Annotated in this window: 20 protein-coding genes; 12 read left to right on the top strand and 8 right to left on the bottom strand. The window is 71.9% G+C overall.

Features of this window, described 5'->3' with window-relative positions; all coding sequences use genetic code 11:
- Positions 1–52 precede the first annotated feature (52 nt).
- From infA to truA, 8 genes are all read left to right on the top strand, one after another.
- The gene (infA, locus tag IOD16_RS33750; protein WP_005166804.1) at positions 53–274 is read left to right on the top strand and encodes a translation initiation factor IF-1; all 222 of its coding nucleotides are present in this window, start codon (positions 53–55) and stop codon (positions 272–274) included.
- Between the two features lie 53 nt (positions 275–327).
- Complete coding sequence (rpmJ, locus tag IOD16_RS33745; RefSeq protein WP_010148647.1) at positions 328–441, top strand: 50S ribosomal protein L36; 114 nt, start codon at positions 328–330, stop codon at positions 439–441.
- Positions 442–663: 222 nt separating this feature from the next.
- Positions 664–1044 carry a 30S ribosomal protein S13 gene (rpsM, locus tag IOD16_RS33740; protein WP_123745286.1) on the top strand — a complete coding sequence of 127 codons (381 nt, stop codon included), beginning with the start codon at positions 664–666 and terminating at the stop codon, positions 1042–1044.
- A 43-nt stretch (positions 1045–1087) separates the two neighbouring features.
- Positions 1088–1495 carry a 30S ribosomal protein S11 gene (gene rpsK / locus IOD16_RS33735; RefSeq protein ID WP_015105236.1) on the top strand — a complete coding sequence of 136 codons (408 nt, stop codon included), beginning with the start codon at positions 1088–1090 and terminating at the stop codon, positions 1493–1495.
- A gap of 23 nt (positions 1496–1518) precedes the next feature.
- Positions 1519–2124, top strand: coding sequence for a 30S ribosomal protein S4 (gene rpsD / locus IOD16_RS33730; protein ID WP_053718426.1), 606 nt, complete (start codon positions 1519–1521; stop codon positions 2122–2124).
- Positions 2125–2266: 142 nt separating this feature from the next.
- Positions 2267–3319 (top strand): DNA-directed RNA polymerase subunit alpha, encoded by a 1053-nt coding sequence (locus tag IOD16_RS33725; protein ID WP_123745287.1) that lies wholly within the window; start codon positions 2267–2269, stop codon positions 3317–3319.
- Positions 3320–3377: 58 nt separating this feature from the next.
- A complete protein-coding gene (gene rplQ / locus IOD16_RS33720; RefSeq protein WP_201437699.1) occupies positions 3378–3968 on the top strand; it encodes a 50S ribosomal protein L17 in 591 nt (196 codons plus the stop codon).
- A gap of 59 nt (positions 3969–4027) precedes the next feature.
- The gene (gene truA / locus IOD16_RS33715; RefSeq protein WP_236594541.1) at positions 4028–4837 is read left to right on the top strand and encodes a tRNA pseudouridine(38-40) synthase TruA; all 810 of its coding nucleotides are present in this window, start codon (positions 4028–4030) and stop codon (positions 4835–4837) included.
- Here truA and IOD16_RS33710 read toward each other — a convergent pair.
- Positions 4785–5741 (bottom strand): lysylphosphatidylglycerol synthase domain-containing protein, encoded by a 957-nt coding sequence (locus tag IOD16_RS33710; RefSeq protein WP_201437698.1) that lies wholly within the window; start codon positions 5739–5741, stop codon positions 4785–4787. The genes truA and IOD16_RS33710 overlap by 53 nt on opposite strands.
- A complete protein-coding gene (locus IOD16_RS33705; RefSeq protein ID WP_201437697.1) occupies positions 5738–6475 on the bottom strand; it encodes a PIG-L deacetylase family protein in 738 nt (245 codons plus the stop codon). Before IOD16_RS33705 ends, IOD16_RS33710 begins: the two co-directional genes overlap by 4 nt.
- Positions 6476–6524: 49 nt before the next feature.
- Between IOD16_RS33705 and IOD16_RS33700 the strand changes: the two genes are divergently transcribed.
- Positions 6525–7592 (top strand): glycosyltransferase family 4 protein, encoded by a 1068-nt coding sequence (locus IOD16_RS33700; RefSeq protein WP_201437696.1) that lies wholly within the window; start codon positions 6525–6527, stop codon positions 7590–7592.
- A 3-nt stretch (positions 7593–7595) separates the two neighbouring features.
- Here IOD16_RS33700 and IOD16_RS33695 read toward each other — a convergent pair whose 3' ends face one another.
- From IOD16_RS33695 to eccE, 4 genes are all read right to left on the bottom strand, one after another.
- Positions 7596–8174 (bottom strand): Uma2 family endonuclease, encoded by a 579-nt coding sequence (locus IOD16_RS33695; RefSeq protein ID WP_201437695.1) that lies wholly within the window; start codon positions 8172–8174, stop codon positions 7596–7598.
- Positions 8175–8322: 148 nt separating this feature from the next.
- Entirely contained in the window at positions 8323–9885 is a 1563-nt protein-coding gene (locus IOD16_RS33690; RefSeq protein ID WP_201437694.1) for a S8 family peptidase, read from the bottom strand.
- Between the two features lie 248 nt (positions 9886–10133).
- Complete coding sequence (locus tag IOD16_RS33685; protein ID WP_238598838.1) at positions 10134–10787, bottom strand: hypothetical protein; 654 nt, start codon at positions 10785–10787, stop codon at positions 10134–10136.
- 65 nt (positions 10788–10852) lie between these two features.
- A complete protein-coding gene (gene eccE, locus IOD16_RS33680; RefSeq protein WP_236594540.1) occupies positions 10853–12190 on the bottom strand; it encodes a type VII secretion protein EccE in 1338 nt (445 codons plus the stop codon).
- A 131-nt stretch (positions 12191–12321) separates the two neighbouring features.
- Between eccE and eccB the strand changes: the two genes are divergently transcribed.
- The 3 genes from eccB to IOD16_RS33665 all read left to right on the top strand — a co-directional run bounded on the left by eccB (position 12322) and on the right by IOD16_RS33665 (position 15476).
- Positions 12322–13962, top strand: coding sequence for a type VII secretion protein EccB (gene eccB / locus IOD16_RS33675; RefSeq protein ID WP_201437693.1), 1641 nt, complete (start codon positions 12322–12324; stop codon positions 13960–13962).
- A 72-nt stretch (positions 13963–14034) separates the two neighbouring features.
- Positions 14035–14391 carry a hypothetical protein gene (locus IOD16_RS33670; protein WP_123745297.1) on the top strand — a complete coding sequence of 119 codons (357 nt, stop codon included), beginning with the start codon at positions 14035–14037 and terminating at the stop codon, positions 14389–14391.
- A complete protein-coding gene (locus IOD16_RS33665) occupies positions 14391–15476 on the top strand; it encodes a WXG100 family type VII secretion target (RefSeq protein ID WP_201437692.1) in 1086 nt (361 codons plus the stop codon). Before IOD16_RS33670 ends, IOD16_RS33665 begins: the two co-directional genes overlap by 1 nt.
- 112 nt (positions 15477–15588) lie before the next feature.
- Here the strand turns inward: IOD16_RS33665 and mycP are convergent, their stop codons facing one another.
- Positions 15589–17016, bottom strand: coding sequence for a type VII secretion-associated serine protease mycosin (gene mycP, locus IOD16_RS33660; protein ID WP_201437691.1), 1428 nt, complete (start codon positions 17014–17016; stop codon positions 15589–15591).
- Between the two features lie 7 nt (positions 17017–17023).
- Positions 17024–18418 carry a type VII secretion integral membrane protein EccD gene (gene eccD, locus IOD16_RS33655; RefSeq protein WP_201437690.1) on the bottom strand — a complete coding sequence of 465 codons (1395 nt, stop codon included), beginning with the start codon at positions 18416–18418 and terminating at the stop codon, positions 17024–17026.
- Positions 18419–18636: the final 218 nt, after the last annotated feature.

The raw sequence follows: 18636 nt of genomic DNA, 5'->3' as shown, positions 1-18636 counted from the left end.
CCGCGTGCCCCCACTTCAGAAGTAACACCCACCGTCACGAAACGCGGAGGACATGGGCAAGAAGGACGGGGCCATTGAGGTCGAGGGCCGCGTAGTCGAACCGCTCCCCAACGCGATGTTCCGCGTCGAGCTGGAGAACGGTCACAAGGTCCTGGCACACATCAGCGGCAAGATGCGTCAGCACTACATCCGCATCCTCCCTGAGGACCGGGTTGTCGTGGAGCTCTCGCCCTACGACCTGTCCCGCGGGCGCATCGTCTACCGCTACAAGTGACCTCCGACGCGCCCCAGCACGGGCACGTCGGCTGACGCAGGAGAAGCTCAGGCGTGAAGGTCCAGCCGAGCGTCAAGAAGATCTGCGACAAGTGCAAGGTGATCCGCCGCCACGGCCGGGTCATGGTGATCTGCGAGAACCTGCGCCACAAGCAGCGCCAGGGCTGAGCGGAGCACGACCAGCACGAGTCGAGTCTTCACCGGACGCGACCACGAGTAAGCCTCCTCGCACCTGCCGCGCACCGAGCACCGCGCGCGGCACACCCCCGGACTCCAGGCCGGGGCCGGGACACCGGTCGCGAGAGCGACCGGAACTGACACAGCGAGTCAGTCCCGGGATCGGGCGAGGAGCAGACCTGGAGCGACACCACTGTTAGGAGCAAGCGCCGTATGGCACGACTCGCTGGCGTCGACCTCCCCCGCGAAAAGCGGTTGGAGATCGCGCTCACCTACATCTTCGGCATCGGTCGGACGCGCTCGAAGGAGCTGCTGACCGCCACCGAGATCTCCCCGGACATCCGGGTGAAGGATCTCGGCGACGACGACCTGACGAAGCTGCGGGACTACATCGAGAACCACTTCAAGGTCGAGGGTGACCTCCGCCGCGAGGTTCAGGCCGACATCCGCCGGAAGATGGAAATCGGCTGCTACGAGGGGCTGCGCCACCGTCGCAACCTGCCCGTCCGCGGGCAGCGCACCAAGACGAACGCGCGCACTCGTAAGGGTCCGAAGAAGACCGTCGCCGGCAAGAAGAAGGCCGGAAAGAAGTAAGACCTCGCGTCTCCAGCTCTGACAAGTAGGAGTTCACCCAGACATGCCACCCAAGTCCCGCACGGGCGCCGGGGTCAAGAAGGTCCGGCGCAAGGAAAAGAAGAACGTCTCGCACGGCCAGGCGCACATCAAGAGCACGTTCAACAACACCATCGTGTCCATCACGGACCCGCTGGGCAACGTGATCAGCTGGGCGTCCGCCGGCCACGTCGGCTTCAAGGGCTCTCGCAAGTCCACGCCGTTCGCCGCGCAGATGGCCGCCGAGAACGCCGCCCGCAAGGCCGCCGAGCACGGTATGCGCAAGGTGGACGTGTTCGTGAAGGGCCCCGGCTCCGGCCGGGAGACCGCGATCCGTTCGCTGCAGGCCGCCGGCCTCGAGGTCGGCACCATCCAGGACGTGACCCCGCAGCCCCACAACGGCTGCCGCCCGCCCAAGCGGCGCCGGGTCTGAGGCACGGGGAGGAGTAAGACACTATGGCTCGCTATACCGGACCGGCCACTCGCATCTCGCGCCGTCTCAAGGTCGACCTCGTCGGCGGGGACCAGGCGTTCGAGCGTCGTCCTTACCCGCCCGGCCAGCACGGCCGCGGTCGGATCAAGGAGTCCGAGTACCTGCTGCAGTTGCAGGAGAAGCAGAAGGCCCGCTACACGTACGGCGTCCTGGAGAAGCAGTTCCGGCGCTACTACGAGGAAGCGGTTCGTCGTCCCGGCAAGACCGGTGAGAACCTGCTGCAGATCCTGGAGTCCCGGCTCGACAACGTGGTGTACCGCGCGGGTCTCGCGCGCACCCGTCGTCAGGCCCGCCAGCTGGTCAGCCACGGTCACTTCATCGTGAACGGCCAGAAGGTCAACATCCCGAGCTTCCGGGTGTCGAAGTTCGACATCATCGACGTGAAGCCGAAGTCGCTGCCCACGCTGCCCTTCGAGGCCGCGCGCGCTTCCTTCGGCGACCGGCCGATCCCGGCGTGGCTCCAGGTCGTGCAGAGCAACCTGCGCATCCTGGTCCACCAGCTGCCGGAGCGGGCGCAGATCGACACGCCCGTCACCGAGCAGCTCATCGTCGAGCTCTACTCGAAGTGATCCTCCTGGAGGGGCCGTCCGCGGCCCCTCCAGTCGGGTCCCGCGGCGGCGCGAAATGGTGTGCCGCATGCGTTTGCCGGTCTCCGCGACCGGCTTCCACGACGTCAAATAGCGGGCGTCGGGGTGAGAAGGGAAGAACCCAGTGCTGATTTCCCAGCGTCCCTCGCTCAGCGAGGAAGCGGTCAACGAGACCCGCTCCCGGTTCGTCATCGAGCCGCTGGAGCCGGGCTTCGGCTACACCCTCGGCAACTCGATTCGCCGCACCCTGCTGTCGTCCATCCCCGGCGCGGCCGTGACCAGCATCCGCATCGACGGTGTGCTGCACGAGTTCACGACCGTCCCCGGTGTGAAGGAAGACGTCACCGACATCATCCTCAACCTCAAGGAGCTGGTCGTCAGCTCCGAGGAGGACGAGCCGGTGACCATGTACCTGCGCAAGCAGGGGCCGGGCGCGGTGACCGCGGGCGACATCGTGCCTCCGGCCGGTGTCACCGTGCACAACCCCGACCTGCACATCGCCACCCTGAACGGCAAGGGCAAGCTGGAGATCGAGCTCGTGGTCGAGCGCGGTCGCGGCTACGTCCCCGCCGTGCAGAACAAGCAGGCCGGCGCCGAGATCGGCCGCATTCCGGTCGACTCGATCTACTCGCCCGTCATGAAGGTGACCTACAAGGTCGAGGCCACCCGTGTCGAGCAGCGGACCGACTTCGACAAGCTGATCCTCGACGTCGAGACCAAGCCGTCCATCACGCCGCGCGACGCCGTCGCGTCGGCCGGTAAGACGCTGGTCGAGCTGTTCGGTCTCGCTCGCGAGCTGAACGTCGACGCCGAGGGCATCGAGATCGGCCCCTCGCCCGCCGAGGCGGACACCATCGCGGCGTTCGCGATGCCGATCGAGGACCTGGACCTCACCGTCCGGTCCTACAACTGCCTCAAGCGCGAGGGCATCCACACCGTGGGCGAGCTCGTCTCGCGCAGCGAGGCGGACCTGCTGGACATCCGCAACTTCGGCGCGAAGTCGATCGACGAGGTCAAGATGAAGCTCGTCGGTCTCGGCCTCGCGCTGAAGGACAGCCCCCCCGGGTTCGACCCGTCGGCCGCCGCGTCCGACTACCCCGCCGAAGGCTGGGGCACGGACACCGCCGTGGACACCCACGACGACGGCCAGGACTACGCGGAGACCGAGCAGCTCTGAGGTCGCTTAGCGGCCGGGCCGGAGCAGAGGATCAGAAAGAAATCCGAGGAGCAATTCGATGCCCACCCCCACCAAGGGACCCCGTCTCGGGGGCTCGCCGGCCCACGAGCGGCTGATGCTGGCCAACCTGGCCACGTCCCTGTTCACCCACGGTCGGATCACGACCACCGAGGCCAAGGCGAAGCGGCTGCGCCCGTACGCCGAGAAGCTGATCAGCAAGGCGAAGGTCGGTGACCTGCACAACCGTCGCGAGATCCTGAAGGTGATCCGCGACAAGGACATCGTGCACAAGCTGTTCGCCGAGATCGGCCCGCAGTTCGCCGACCGCCCCGGTGGCTACACCCGCATCACCAAGACGCTGCCGCGCAAGGGCGACAACGCCCCCATGGCCGTGATCGAGCTGATCGCGGAGTCCACCGTCGCCTCCGAGGCGGAGCGCGCCCGCAAGACCAAGTTCGCCAAGGACGAGGCCACCCCCAAGAAGGACACGGCGGCGGCCACGACCGAGGAGACCAAGGTCGAGGACGCCGACCAGGACGCGGACGCGCCCGAGTCGGCCACCAAGGACGCCGCCGAGGAGCCCGCCGAGGGCGCTTCGGACGAGGCCGCTGAGGCCCCGAAGGCCGAGGACAAGAAGGACGAGTCCTGACGGACGCGCACTTCACCGACGAGCCCGTCGTTCCCGCTGGGGACGACGGGCTCGTTCGTGTGCGACTGGACCTGGCCTACGACGGCACCGGGTTCTCCGGGTGGGCGCGCCAGCCCGACCGCCGCACCGTGTGCGGGGTGCTGGAAGACACCATGTCGACGGTGCTGCGCGAAGACGTGCAGCTCACCGTGGCGGGGCGCACGGACGCGGGCGTGCACGCGTCGGGGCAGGTGGCGCACGTCGACCTGCCGGCCTCGGTGGACGTCGCGGGCCTCCCGAAGCGCCTGGCCCGCGCGCTGCCCCCGGACGTCCGGGTGTTCTCGGCACGGGTGGCGCCGGCCGAGTTCGACGCCCGGTTCGCCGCGTTGCGCCGGCACTACGAGTACCGGGTCACCGATGCCGCGTTCGGGGCGCACCCGTTGCGGCGGCTGGACACGCTGGCCTGGCCGCGTCCGCTGGACCTGGACGCGTTGAACACCGCGTCGCGGCTGTTGTTGGGCGAACGTGACTTCTGCGCGTTCTGCAAGCGGCGTGAGGGCGCGACGACGATCCGCGAGCTGCAACGCCTGGAGTGGGTGCGCGACGGGGCCGTGCTGACCGCGCACGTGTCCGCGGACGCGTTCTGCCACTCGATGGTCCGCAGCCTGGTCGGCGCGCTGCTGGCGGTGGGCGAGGGGCGCAAGCCGGTGGGCTGGCCCGCGTCGCTGCTGACGCTGACCGCGCGGTCCAGCGAGGTCACGGTCGCGCCGCCGCACGGGTTGTCGCTGGTCCGGGTCGACTACCCGGCCGACGACGAGCTCGCCGCGCGGGCCGCCGTCACGCGGAACGTGCGCGGCGCGGTGACCGCGACCGGCGTGCCGACCAGCTGAGCCAGGCCACACCGCCCAGCGGTATCTCCGCCAGGTACGTGAAGAACGCGAACAGCAGCACGCCCGCCACGGCCGGCGCGGCGGGCGTGCCCAGGCCCACCAGCAACGCGATGGTGCCGTTCTCGGTGATCCCGACGCCGCCGGGCGTGACCACGGCCAGCGTGAGCAGCCTGCTCACCGCGAACGCCGCCACCGTCGGCCCGGGTCCCAGCTGGACGCCGGCGGCGGCCAGGCACCACCACAGCAGCACGGCTTGCAGCAGCAGGTAGGCGAGCATGCCGCCGGTCATCCGCCGCCACCCGGCCCGCACGACCTCACCGGTCTGCCGGCGCAGCCGCAGCAGGAACCGGGTGGCCCGACCGCCGAGGAGCTTGCCGGACCAGCGCAGGCGCATCAGGACGACCACGGCCAGGCCAGCCCCGACCGCCGTGGCCACCGCCGCGACCAGCACACCGCCGCCGATCACCGCCGCGCCCTGCACGGCCAGCGCGAGCAGCGGCAGCGCCGCCCGGGACAGCGCGTTCCACAGGCCGGTGACGATCGCCGACGTGGTGATCGACCGCGCGGAGTGGCCCCAGCTCGACGCCATCACCGCGGTCACCGCCACCCCGGCCGCGCCGCCGAACGGCAGCACGTTGCTGACCGCGCTGCCCGCCGCGTTCAGGCTGAACGCCTGGACGTGGCTCAGGCCGGGCAGCGAGGCGGTGAGCACGTAGGTGTAGGCCCAGAGCCCGGCCAGCCACAGCGCGGTCAACCCCAGCGCCGTGCCGGGTCCGACGGCGCGCAGCTGCTCCGCGACCGCCGTCCACGCCACACCGCCCACCGCGGGCACCAGGGCGACCACCAGCCACGCCGCCAGGCCCAGTGACGCCAGCGACGCGGCGATGCGCGACCACCGCCTCACCGTGCTCGCAATCGTTTGCGCTCGACGTACCACTCGGTGCCCAGGACCACGTTGAACAGCGGCGGCGGCAGTTTGAGCAGCGCGGCGAGGGTGCGGGTCGACTCGCCGCCGGTGGTCTGCGTGGCGTGCGCCGCCATGGCGGCCCGCTTCACGTGCGCGTACCGGCGGACGTCCACCGAGTGGGTGATGTCGGTGCGGGCGGTGTAGGCGTGCTCGAACGCGGCCAGGTCGAACCCGCGCACCAGCCGGGCGAGCCGCAGCCCGCGCAACAGCCACGTGCGGTCGACCGTCGCCTCCCAGACACGCGGGGTGCCGGCGAGCTCGGCGGCCAGCGTGCCGACCCGGTGCACCTGGACGTGGTCGGGGTGGCCGTAGCCGCCGTGGGGGTCGTAGGCGGTGAGCAGGTCGGCGTGCTCCTCGTGCAGCAGCTCGGCCAGCCGGCCGGCGGCCTCGCCCACGTCGGCGCGGGCGAACCCGTGCCGCCCGTCCAGGCCGGAGTCGGGGTAGCCGAGGAACTCCACGCGGGCGCAGCCGAGGGCGCGGGCCGACGCGTGCGCCTCCTTGGTGCGGACCGCGCCGAGATCGGCGCGGTGCGTGCTCAGCCCCTGTTCGCCCGCGGTGGCGACGACCAGCACGACCCGGTGCCCCTCCTGGGCGAGGCGCGCCATGGTGCCGCCGGTCAGCAGGGCTTCGTCGTCGGGGTGGGCGTGGAAGAAGACGCACGTTCGGCTCACGGGTGCAAGAGTGTCAGTTGCTCCGTTCGGCGGCTTGACGGGAGGGCACTTGTCGATCGTCCACGTCACCGACTGCTTCCTGCCGCGCCTGGGCGGGATCGAGATCCAGGTCGCCGGGCTGGCCGCGGCGCAGGCCCGGTCCGGGGCGGACGTGCACGTGGTGACGGCGACCAGGAACGCGTCACCGGGTGACGGGTACTCGGTGCACCGGATCGCGGTGCGGCTGCCGTGGGACGTGCCCGTGCACCCGAGGGCGGGTTCGCGCCTCGACCGGCTGATCGCCTCGCTGTCGCCGTCGGTGGTGCACGTGCACGTCGGCGCGATCTCGCCGTTCGCGTGGTCGGGGGTGCGGTCGGCGGCCCGGCTGGGACTGCCGGCGGTGGTCGTCGTGCACAGCATGTGGGACCCGGTGGTGCAGCGGTGCTACCGGGCGCTGGACCGGCTGGCCTCGTGGAGCTCCGCGCCGGTGGTGGTCGCGGCGGTGAGCCGGGCGGCGGCGCAGCGGGTGCGGGCGGTGGCGCCGGGGCTGCCGGTGGGGGTCGTGCCGAACGGGATCGTGCCGTCGGCGTGGCGGGCGTCGGCGGCGCGGCGGCCGGACGACGCGGTGCACGTGGTGTCGGTGGGTCGGCTCGCGGCCCGCAAGGAGCCGATGGCGCTGCTGCGGGCGTTGCGCGAGGTGTCGGCCGACGTGCCGCTGCGGGCGACGGTGGCCGGGGTGGGGCCGGAGATGGCTGTCCTGCGGCGGTACGTCGAGCGGCACGGCCTGGGGTGGGTGAGCCTGCCGGGCCGGCTCGACCGGCCGGCGGTGGGTCGCCTGCTGGCCGGGGCGGACGTGTTCGTGAACGCGGCGTCGCAGGAGGCGTTCGGGCTGGCGGCGCTGGAAGCTCGGACGGCGGGGGTGCCGGTGGTCGCGCGGCCGGGGACCGGGGTGGCGGACTTCGTGCGCGACGGCGTGGAAGGGCTGCTGACGCACGACCTGGCTTCGGCGATCGCCCGCCTGGCGGACGACCGGGAGGAACGCCTGCGGATCGCCGCGCACAACCGGAGCACCGAACCGACCCACTGCACGTGGCCGCGGGTCCTGGCCGCCCTCCGCTCGTGCGCGTCCCGGGTGTGAGCGTCAGCCGGCGAGGTCGGCGAGGTCCACGGTGATCGGCAGCGGCGCGGCGGTGATGGTCACCGGCCCGGCGGCCCGCACCGTCTGCGCCACCGCGTAGCGGTCGCCGTCGAGCCGGTGCGCGGTGAGCTTCAACTCGTGCAGGTCCGTCTTCTGGTCGACCGTCCACACGAACGGCACACCGGCTCCGGCGTACGCGGTCATCTTCGCTTCCCGCTCGGCGCGCGTGTTGCCGGGTGACCAGACCTCGACCGCCAGCATCAGCGCCTCGGCCGGGAAAGCCACGCCCGTCGGCCGGTCGACGATCGCGATATCGGGGATCAGCCCGGTGCGCAAGGTCGAAGAGATCTTCACGTTCACCGCGAGCACGGCACGCAGGCCTCGGTGGCCGGCGGCGCGAACCGCGCCGCGGATCTGCACCCCCAACTCGAACGCGACCAGTTGGTGGCGGTAGGAGGGTGCGGGTGACACGTGGAGATGTCCCTGGATCAGCTCGGTGCGTGACCCGTCCTCGGAAGGGGGGAGGGCCAGCCAGTCTTCGACCTTGTGCGGGCCGATCGGGTGCTGCAGCGCTGCGGACACGGGTCCACCTCCTCGATCGACTCGATTATGACCCTGCCACAGCCCCACAGGGGCGGTACCGGTCCTGATCAGGTGAAATGCGCGAGCGGCCCCTCGCCGGTGGAAAGGCGAGGGGCCGCGGTGGCGCGACTGGACCGGGCGGGGCCGGTTACAGGTCGAGGGTCCAGCTGTCGATGTAGCCCGTGTCCTGGCTGTACGCGTCACGGACGCGCAGCTGCCAGGTGCCGTTGGCGTCCTCGGACGACAGGTTCACCGTGTAGGTGGCGTCCACGTTGTCCGCGCTGTCCGAACCGGACTGCACCTTCAGCTGCTTGACCGCGCCGCTCGGCGTGACCAGGTCGACCACCACGTCACCCCGGTACGTGTGCTTGACGTGCACCTCGACGGTGGCCGACGCGCCGGCCTTGCCGCCGCAGTCCGTCACCGCGATCGGGCTGGACGCGGTGCCCAGGTCCGGCACGGCCACGTCGGTCGCGTTGGTCTTGGCCGGGCAGCCGCCGGGCGGCGGGGTGGACGTGCCGACCAGGCGCAGCAGCTTGTTCGGCGAGCCGGTGCCCGCGTTGCCGACCACGCCGTTCGTCGCGCCGTTGACCAGGGCGTCGCGCACCTGCGCCGGCGTGGCGGTCGGGTTCGCGGCCAGGTAGACGGCCGCCGCGCCGACGACGTGCGGCGTCGCCATGGACGTGCCGCTGATCGTGTTGGTGGCGGTGTCGTTGCTGTACCAGGCCGAGGTGATGTTGGTGCCCGGCGCGAAGATGTCCAGGCAGGTGCCGATGTTGGAGAACGACGACCGGGCGTCGGTGTTGGTCGTGGAGCCGACCGTGATCGCCTCCAGCGTGCGCGCCGGCGACACGTTGCACGCGTTCGCGCCGTTCTCGTTGCCCGCCGCGAGGCCGTAGGTCACGCCCGACGCGATGGAGTTGCGCACGGCCTGGTCGACCGTGGCGTCCGCGCCGCCGCCGAGCGACATGTTCGCGACCGCGGGCTTGACCGCGTTCGCGGTGACCCAGTCGATGCCCGCGATGACGCCCGCGTACGTGCCGGAGCCCGCGCAGTTCAGCACCCGCACGCCGACCAGCTTGGCCTTCTTCGCCACGCCGTGCTTGGTGCCGGCGACCGTGCCCGCGACGTGCGTGCCGTGGCCGTTGCAGTCGGTGGCGTCGGCGTCGTTGTCGACGGTGTCGCGACCGGTCACGGCGCGGCCGCCGAAGTCGCTGTGCGAGAACCGGATGCCCGTGTCGATGATGTAGGCGGTGACGCCCTCACCCTCGTTCGGGTAGGTGTAGGAGTTGTCCAGTGGCAGCGCGGCCTGGTCGATCCGGTCCAGGCCCCACGACGGGGTCGGCGCCTGCGTGGCGGAGATCGAGACCTCGCCGTCCTGCTGCACGTAGGCCACCGACGGGTCGGCGGCCAGCTTGCGGGCCTGCAGCTCGGTCATCGTCGCCGAGAAGCCGCGCAGCGCGCTCGTGTACGTGTGCTTGACGTTCGCCCGGTACTTGTCGCTCAGCGTGGCGACGCTGCTCGTGCTCATGTCCTTGAGCACGACGATGTAGCTGTCCTTGACCGCGTTGGGCGCGCCCAACCCGATGATCTTGGCCTCGGTGGCGGCGGAGCTGAAGGTGGTCAGTGCGGCCGTGACCGCGAACGCCGTGCCCGTGGCCAGCCCGACACCGGCCAACCGTCTCGTCCAGGACGCGCGAACGTCTGCCATAACGGGGGTCTCCTCTTCGCAGGGTGGGCGCCCGGTCGGTGTCGCCCCCGCGACCGACCGGGCACGGTGAGTTGTTCCTAGTTCGCTTCGCGGGTGGGGCGCAAGAATTTATCCGCATCAACCGGCGAACGGCTCGTCCACAGTTTTGGTCGTGCTGTGAACGAATGGATGCGGACAGTCACTGGACCGCGCACAAGAAATATGCCCCCGAACATTCGTCCGGGGGCACGTCGGCGGTCTCGCGCGGGTCAGTCGCCGCGGCGGACCGCACCGAGGATCTGCTGCTCACCGGGGGTGGTGACCAGCCGCAACGGCCGCCACAGGTTCGTGCCGAGCGCGATCACCTGGTCGTCCTTGAGCGTGGTGAGCTGGTGCGCCATCTGCGGCGGCAGCCGCCAGATCTGCGACGCCAACTGGGCCTGCCCGACCGGCAGCCGTTGCAGCAGCACGAGGTCCGCGGAATTCGCGGTGGTCGCCGCCTGGGGGTGCAAATAGGGCAGCACGTACATCGTGGTCTGCCACGGCGACCGCGGCGGGAACAACTCCTGCGGCACGTGGCCGCCGTCGTGCACGACCAGCAGCGGGCTGTCCTCCGACGGCCGCGGCAGCTCGACCGGGCTCAGCCGGCGCAGCTGCACCAGCGGCGAGGGGCGGCCGTCCGCGCCCGCGCCCGCCGCGCGCACCACCGGCTGCCAGGCCGCCGGGCGACCCGTCGCGATGGTGATCCACGCGCCGGTCGCCATGGCCCGCAGCGCGATCTGCCGCGCCAGGTACAGCCCGCCGACCACGACCATGCGGGTCGGCGCGGACCGCAGCACCGAGATCGTCAGCGGCTCGCCCTGGAGGCCCGAGCCGAGCACCATGCCGCCGCGGTCGCCCGACGGGCTCACCACGTCCAGCATCTGCGGCGACACCAGGAACTCCGGCGCCACGCCCTTGCCCTGCGAGTCCAACAAGCGGGAGTTGCTCACGCCACACCTCCGAGCGGCAGCGTCGCGGCCAGCCCGGCGACCTGGAGGCCGTTCAACGGGGTCAGCGTGATGTCGAGCTTGTCGGCCAACGCCTTGAGCCGGTCGTCGGCGCGGTTCAGCTCGGTCGGCGTCCGCGCGCTCACCCGCACCATGCCGCGCAGGCCGACCTGGCCCTGCTCGCTGCTGGGCGAGATCGTCATGGACAGCGTCGAGGACAGGGCCCGCACGCCGGTCAGCGCGTTCAGGTTGTTGCGCATGCCCTTGGACGGCCAGCCGGTGATCGCGTAGCTGGCGTGGCCTACGCCACCGGCCGTCACACCGGACCACTTCTCCCGCAACGACACCGAGTTGTTCGACCCGGCCACCGAGGTCAGCTCGGCCGCCGAGATGCCCGCGCGGATCAGCTCGTCGGGGTCGAGCGGCCGGATCGACACGCCCGTCGACTCCAGGGCGTTGCGCACGCGGGACAGGGCGCCGATCAACGCCCGGTGCGCGCCGACGACGCCGCCGCCGCGCTCCCGGATCGCCGCCGCGCACCGGCGCGGGTCCAGCCGCACCGCGATCCACGTGGTCCGGCGGGCCGCGGCGGGCAGCGGGCCGAGCACCTCCATGTAGGAGTTGAGCGCGGGCGAGTTCGACGGCAGCGCCGCGCTGCCGGGGTAGCAGTGCCAGATCACCGAGATCGCGTCGAGCACCACACCGCGGTCCTCCAACGTCGGCGCGAGCGCGCCCAGCGGCAGCGACGGCGCGCTGCCCACGGCGGTGATCAGGCCCGGCGCCGGGTCGACCAGCAGCACGGCGGTCCACGCGCCCTGGTGCCAGGCCATGCCCAGCGGCCGGCGCTCGTGGTCGACGCCCCGTGCCACCACCAGGTCCGGCACCGCGAGGCGCAGCAACGCCACGCGCGGGTCGTCCGGGCCGATGACCGAGGACTCCTCCTCCGACGGCGGCTTCATCTCCACCGGGCCGGTGCGCTTGGCCGTGCGGCCGTGCGAGCGGAAGCTGTAGCGCACCACCAGGCCGATCCACTGGGTCAGCCAGCGACCCCGCGACCTGGTGAAGGCGATGATGAGGGCGATCAGCACGATGCCGCCCGCGACGTACATCGGCACGGGGGCGACCGTGTCGCCGGTGGCGCCGACGGCGAGCAGGACCAGGCCGATGGCGACGCCGACCTCGAGCACGACCAGGTTGGCGACCGGCAGGGAGCCCAGGCTCGCGCCCGCGGTGCGGCGACGCGCCCGGAGCAGCGCGGCGCGCACGGCGCCGCCGGCTGCCTGCGCGCGTGCCATGGCGGGGTTGGGCTGGCCCGGATGTGGGGTGGTCACGGACATCCGCTCTGGTTCTCTTTCCGTCGGCGTGCGCCGGGTGGGGACCGACCGGGTCTGACCAACCCGCACACGGACCACCCGCCGTCCGGCTATCGTGCAGACCGTACCGCGACTGGGAGAGCAGCGAGCCGAGAATGGCATCAACACCCACCACCAAGTCACAGGTCCAGGCCTACCGCTTCGTGCTGCGCAGGATGCAGTCCGCCCTGGTGCGCAGAGACGCGGTGATGCTGCACGACCCGATGCGCACGCACTCGCGCGCGACCGCGGTGGGCGTCCTGCTCGGCGTCATCGGGCTGCTCGGCTTCCTCATCTTCGGCTTCTTCTCGCCGGACCCGCAGGTCGACGACCAGACGCAGATCGCCATCTCCAAGGAGACCGGCCAGGTCTACGTCGTGCACACGGTCGGCACGACCAAGACGCTGATCCCGATGACGAACCTCGCCTCCGCGCGGCTGCTGCTGCTGCAGCGGTCGAACCCGGACAAGGGCCAGGCGGCGGTCGCGGGCGGCGACGCGGCGGCGGGCCAGGTGAACATGGGGCCGCAGGTCGCGGGCGGCGACCCGAAGCTGGTCAGCGAGAAGGCCCTGGCGAAGCTGCCCAAGGGCCGGCTGACCGGCATCCCCGACGGGCCGGACGTGCTGCCCAAGCCCGCCGACCGGGTCGGCCCGGACTGGTCGGTGTGCGACACCCTGCAGCTGGACGAGTCGCTGAACGACCCGTCCGCGCCGGGTAAGTTCACCACCACCGTCCTCGCGGGCTTCAGCGGCGGCGGCGAGCTGCTCGACGGCAACCGCGCCCTGCTGGTGCGCGCGGGCACCGACGACAAGCAGGCGTACCTGATCTACAAGGCGCCGGTGAACTCCAAGATCACCTCGACGTCCACCGTGCGCGCCAAGGTCGACCTCACCAACGCCGAGGTCCGCACGGCGCTGAACCTGAGCCAGAAGAAGCCGCGCGCGATCAGCTCCGGCCTGCTCAACGCGATTCCCGAGGCGAAGCCGTTGGTGGCCCCCGAGATCCCGGGCCGCGGCCAGAACGTGACCTACGTCCAGGGCGAGAACCTGAAGATCGGCGCCGTGATCGAGGTCCGCCGCTCCGGCGCCGACTCCGAGTTCCACGTGGCGCTCAAGGACGGCCTGCAGAAGATCAGCCGGGCCGCGGCCGACCTGCTCCGCGCGGCCTACGCGCAGGGCGCGGAGCCCAAGCTGGTCGACATCGCGCGGACCAACAGCGCGCCGACCGTCGAGCTGCTCGACTTCGCCGACTACCCGCCGGACGTGCCCGAGGTCCTGGAGCCGAACCAGAACAACCGGGTCATCTGCCTCGGCTGGCAGGCGCAGAACGTGTCCTCGGACAACAGGTCGCAGCACACCAAGGTGACCATCGCGCCGTCGCTGCCGATCCCGTCGGGCGTGGTGCCGGTGGAGATCAACCAGGTCGGCGCGACCGGCGAGGTCGTCAGCCAGTTCGTGATGGCGCCGGGCAAGTCGGCCGTGGTGCGCAGCGCGACGTCCACCCAGGACTTCGACAGCGGCCCGATCCACCTGATCACCGGCCGCGGCGTGAAGTACGGCGTCCCGGACACCACCACGAGCGGCGCGCTGGGCCTCGGCGTGGACGGGTTCTCCCCCGGACCGGAGTCGATCCTGCGGCTGCTGCCGAACGGGCCGCAGCTCAACCGCAACGACGCCTCGCGCAGCTGGGACTCGATCCCGGTGCCGAAGAACAACGGCCTGCTGCCCGAGGAGAAGGCCCAGAAGCAGGGCGGCTGAGCCGGTATTGCTGAGCCCTTTGGGGGAACCGGCGTGGGCCGGTTCCCGTCAGAGGGAGCAGGAGGTGTCCGGGTGAACGAGGTCACACGCGGGCCGGCGGGCGGCAGGCAGGTTTCGGTCGACCCGCGCTGGCTGGAGCTGTACGCGAAGCGCGTCGACGAGGCGGCCGAGGAGCTGACCCGCGCGCGGTCCGAGCTCAGGGAAGCGCCGATGCGTCCGCAGAGCTTCGGCGAGCTGGGGCGGACGCTGCGCAGCGCGGAGGCCTACGGCCGGGCCGCGGGGCTGCTCCACCAGCAGCTCGACCGGGCGTGCGAGGTGCTGACGTCCGCGGCGAAGGGCCTGCACGACGTGGCCGAGCACTACGGCGCCCAGGACGACGACGCGGTGGCGTTGATCCAGGCGGTCGACCGGCGGGCGGGGTTGAGCTGATGCGGGGCAAGGACGGCAGGCAGATCGCCGCCGAGGTGGGGCCGGAGCTCGACTACCTGTCCGGGATCAGCAGGCGGCTGGGCGTGCGCGACCTCGTGGCGGACTACTTCGCGCCGGTCCTGGGCGACTGGAACGACCTGAACGAGGAGGCCGAGCGCTGGCGCAAGGCCGGCCTCGTCGCCGAGCACGTGACGCGCGACCTGACCAAGCCGCTCGGCAAGCTCGACTCGGCGTGGCAGGGCAAGGACGCGGACGCGTTCGTGGACCACATGCAGAAGGTCGGCCTGGCCGGGCACGACATGTCCGACGCGATGCACGCGATGGCCGAGGCGCTGGACCAGACCGCCGAGGGCGTGCGCGGGATCGTGCAGGACATGTCCCGGGTGTTCGCCGAGGCGGCCGACGCGGTGTCCGGCGCGGCGGCGTTGCCGGTGGACGGCGACCGGCGCGTGATGGAGGCGTTGGACGAGCTGCACGACCCGGCGAAGGAGCTGCACGAGTCCGTGCGGGACGTGCTGGAGGCGTTCCTGCGGCTGTGCGACGGCGTGTCCGGTTCGGACGACTTCGCCGACGTGAAGATGGAGCACAGGTACCCCGAGCAGGACTGGTCGTTCACCGCGCCGGCGAGACCGGCCGCGCCGGAGCCGGCGGCCACCCCGCCCGCCGGGACGAAGCCGGCCGCCGCCGGTGGGTCCGGTGGCGGCGGCGTGCCGGGCGGTGGCGGTGGCGTGCCCGGTGGCGGTGGTGGCGTGGCCGGCGGTGGTGGCGTGCCCGGCGGTGGTGGCGGCGGGGTCCCCGGCGGCGACTCGGCGGAGCGGATGCAGCCCGGCGGGTCGACGGGCGTGGCCGAGCCGCGACCGACGGAGTCCGCCCCACGTCCGGCGGCCGCCGCGGCGGGTGGTTCGGCCGCTCCGGCGGCGGGCGGCGCGGGGATGATGGGCGGCGGCATGATGGGCGGCATGGGCGCCGGCGGCCAGCAGGGCGGCGACAAGGAGCACAAGTCGAAGGTCCAGCTGGCCGGCTCGACCGAACAGGTCTTCGGCAAGCCCAAGAAGTCGGCCCCGCCGGTGCTCGGCGAGGACTGACGGGCCCGCGCGCGTTCCTGAGCGTTCAACTCGGGTGTTCCGAACGTAGGACACGCGCGTTCCGAACGTAGGACACGCGGGAGGGCCGCTGGGCGGCCCTCCCGCACCTCGTCTAGATCACGGAGCGCTTCGGGGCCGGGAGGCGCCTGGCGCGGTTGCGGTTCACGGTGTGCACGATGAACATCGTCAGCAGGAGCAGGCCGACGCCCGCGCCCGTGCCGGACAGCGCCACGATCATCGGCGTGCTGCTCGGCGGGTTCAGCGGGCCCAGGTTGGTGATCAGCTGCTCCGGCGCCGCCTGCTTCGCGCCGGACTCCTCCAGCGGCAGCTCGGCGGTCAGCGCGGCCACCGGGTTGATCATCCCGTAGCCGATCTTGTGGTCGCGGCCGTTCGGGTTGCCCGGGTGCTGCGCGGTCGACTTGATGCGGTTCATGACCTGCCTCGCGGTCAGGTCGGGGAACCGCTCGCGCACCAGCGCGACCACGCCCGCCACGTACGGCGAGGCGAAGCTCGTGCCCTGGATCGGGACGGGCCGGCCGCTCTCGAAGTTCGCGTTCGTCAGGCCCTTGCCCGCGGGGTCGAGCGTGACGATGTTCTCGCCCGGCGCGGCCACGCTGACCCACGGGCCCCACACCGAGAACGGCGACACGCCGCCCTCCGCGTTCATCGACGCCACGGACAGCACGTCGTCGGCGTACCACGGCGGCGACGCGACCACGTTGACCCGGTTCGGGTCCTGGCCGTCGTTCTGCCCCTGGCAGCCGCTGTCCGGGTCGATGTTGCCCGCGGCGGTCACGATGACGACGTCCTTGTCGTTCACCGCCCAGTTGATCGCGGCCTGCAGCTCGCGCTCCCCGCTGCTCGGCTCGGCCGGCGGGGCGCACGCGGTGAGCGAGATGTTGATGACCCTCGCGCCCTGGTCCACCGCCGAGACGATGGCCTTCGCCAGGGTGCCGACCTTGCCCGCTGACGGCCGGTTGTCCTGCTTCTTCGGGTCGTCGAACTTGAAGCTGTTGCTGGTCTGCCGGAACGCCAGCACGGTCGCCTCGGGCGCGGCGCCGACGAACCCGGTCGCCTCGTCGCGGCTGGCCGCCGCGACGCCCGCGACCTCGGTGCCGTGGCCGTCGCAGTCGCTGACGCCGCGCTTCTCGGTCTCCACGTAGTCACCGCCCGCCACGACCCGGCCCTGCAACCGCGGGTGGTCCTTGTTGACGCCGGTGTCGATGATGGCGAGCTTGATGTCCTTGCCGGTGGCGAACCGGTGCGCCTCTTCCAGGCGCAGCTGCATCTGGCCCCACGGCTTGTTCGGGATGGGGCGGTCGCCGGTGTTGGACGTGATGCACTGCGTCTTCGGCTGGTAGTCGACGTCCTCGACGGGCGGTTCGGGCGCGCGCAGGAACGACCGGTCCACCGGCGGCGGCTGCGAGTTCAGCCGGGCCGGGGCGGCCGGGGTCGTCGTCGACGGCTGGGCGTGCGCGCCGGGCGCCGTCACCAGGGTGACCGCCGCCGCGGTCAGGGCGGCGATCTTGCGGATGCGCATCACGGCCTCACGCGGGGATGAGCTGGCGCATGGCCACGTAGAGGTCCATCACCGCCAGCGCCAGCGGCAGCACCGCGGCGATCAGGATGGCCTCCAGCACGTCGACCGTGCGGCGCAGCACCGGGGAGAACTTCTGGTTGGGGAAGATCACGCCGAGCACCAGCGCGCCCGCGCCGACCACCACGAGGGTGCCGAACACGTACAGCAGCCGGTCGCCGGGGGTGGACTGCACCAGCCACCCGAGCAGCACGCCCGCGCCCGCGACCATGCCGCTGGCCAGCAGCGCCACCGCCTGCGCGCCGTTGGCGTAGGCCCGGCCGCGCAGCAGCAGCACCAGCGTCACCACGATCGCCAGCAGCGGGCCCCAGATGGAGCCGTCGCCCGCGGCGATCACGGCGAACAGGGCGGCGACGCCGCCACAGCCGATGATCATGCCGGTCAGGTACTCGTGCGCGTTGGCGGTGCGCCGCTCGATCACGGAGTACTCCGGGAAGCCGGTGTCCTCCTTGAGGTCCTCGGCGCTGCCCGGCACGGTCGGCAGCGGCAGCTTGGCCAGCTGGATCGTCAACCGGGGCAGCACGGACAGGGCGGCGAGCGAGACCGCCGCGGTGGCCGCCGCGATGCCCTGCACCGGGTGGTCCACGAAGATGCCGATGAGGAACGCGAGACCGCTCAGCGCGCCGGCCGTGGCGGCGGCGATGAACACCGTGATGCCGCGGCCGATCAGCATGATCGACGCCGAGGCGAAGATCAGCACCAGCACGCTGGCCAGCAGCAGGCTCGGCCGGCCGATCTCGCCGGGCACGATGTAGAGGCCCGCGACGTAGGCCATCGGGAGCCCGCCCGCGGCGGCGATCAGCACGCCCGTGCCGGTGGCGTTGTAGGACCGCGCCACGACCGCGCCCGCGATGAGCGACGCGATGGCGATCACACCCGCGCAGATCGCCGGCACGAGGTTGCCGCCGCCCGCGAGCGGTCCGGCCATCAGCACCGCGATGGCGGCCGTGACCAGCGCCAGCGCGCCCGCGAGGTGGCCGTAGCGGCGTGCCGTGTCCTTGGTCCACGGGCGGAAGCTGTCCGGGTCCGACTCGGCGATCGCGTCGACCACGTCGTCGTACAGCGGGGGCGGCGGGTTCTCGTTGCGCTTGCGCAGCTGCAGCAGCTCGCCGTCGACCACGCCGAGCGAGGCCAGCGTGCGGCTGGGGTCCAGCGGGCCCTCGCCCAGCTTGGCCAACGCCCAACCGCCGTGCCGCACGCCACCGTCCGGAGTGGCCTCCTTGGCCATGTCCAGCAGCATCGGCAGCAGGTCGGCCACCGCGACGTCGGCGGGCAGCGCGACGTCGATACGCGTTCGCGGCGCAACCACCGTCACCCGGCTGAACACCGTCGTTCCGGTCGCCACCAGCGCCCCCTAAGTCCTGATGAGTGTGTGCTGTGGTCCGTCCCGACCCTATTGGTCCGGTCGGACGCGCTTCGGCCCGCCCCTGCGGAGGAGCCGACCCAGTATGGGGGCAGCGGGCGTCGCGGCTGGGCTGTTCCGCGCAACACGTCACAACACGTTGGCCGCGGATTTGCCCGACCCCCCGTCGTGCGGGGTTCCGATGCGCCATAGTGTCGGTG

This window comes from Saccharothrix sp. 6-C, from assembly GCF_016695385.1.
Lineage (GTDB): Bacteria > Actinomycetota > Actinomycetes > Mycobacteriales > Pseudonocardiaceae > Actinosynnema > Actinosynnema texasense.
Note: the sequence above shows the minus strand (reverse complement) of the source record. Positions and strands in the feature narration are given on the sequence as shown.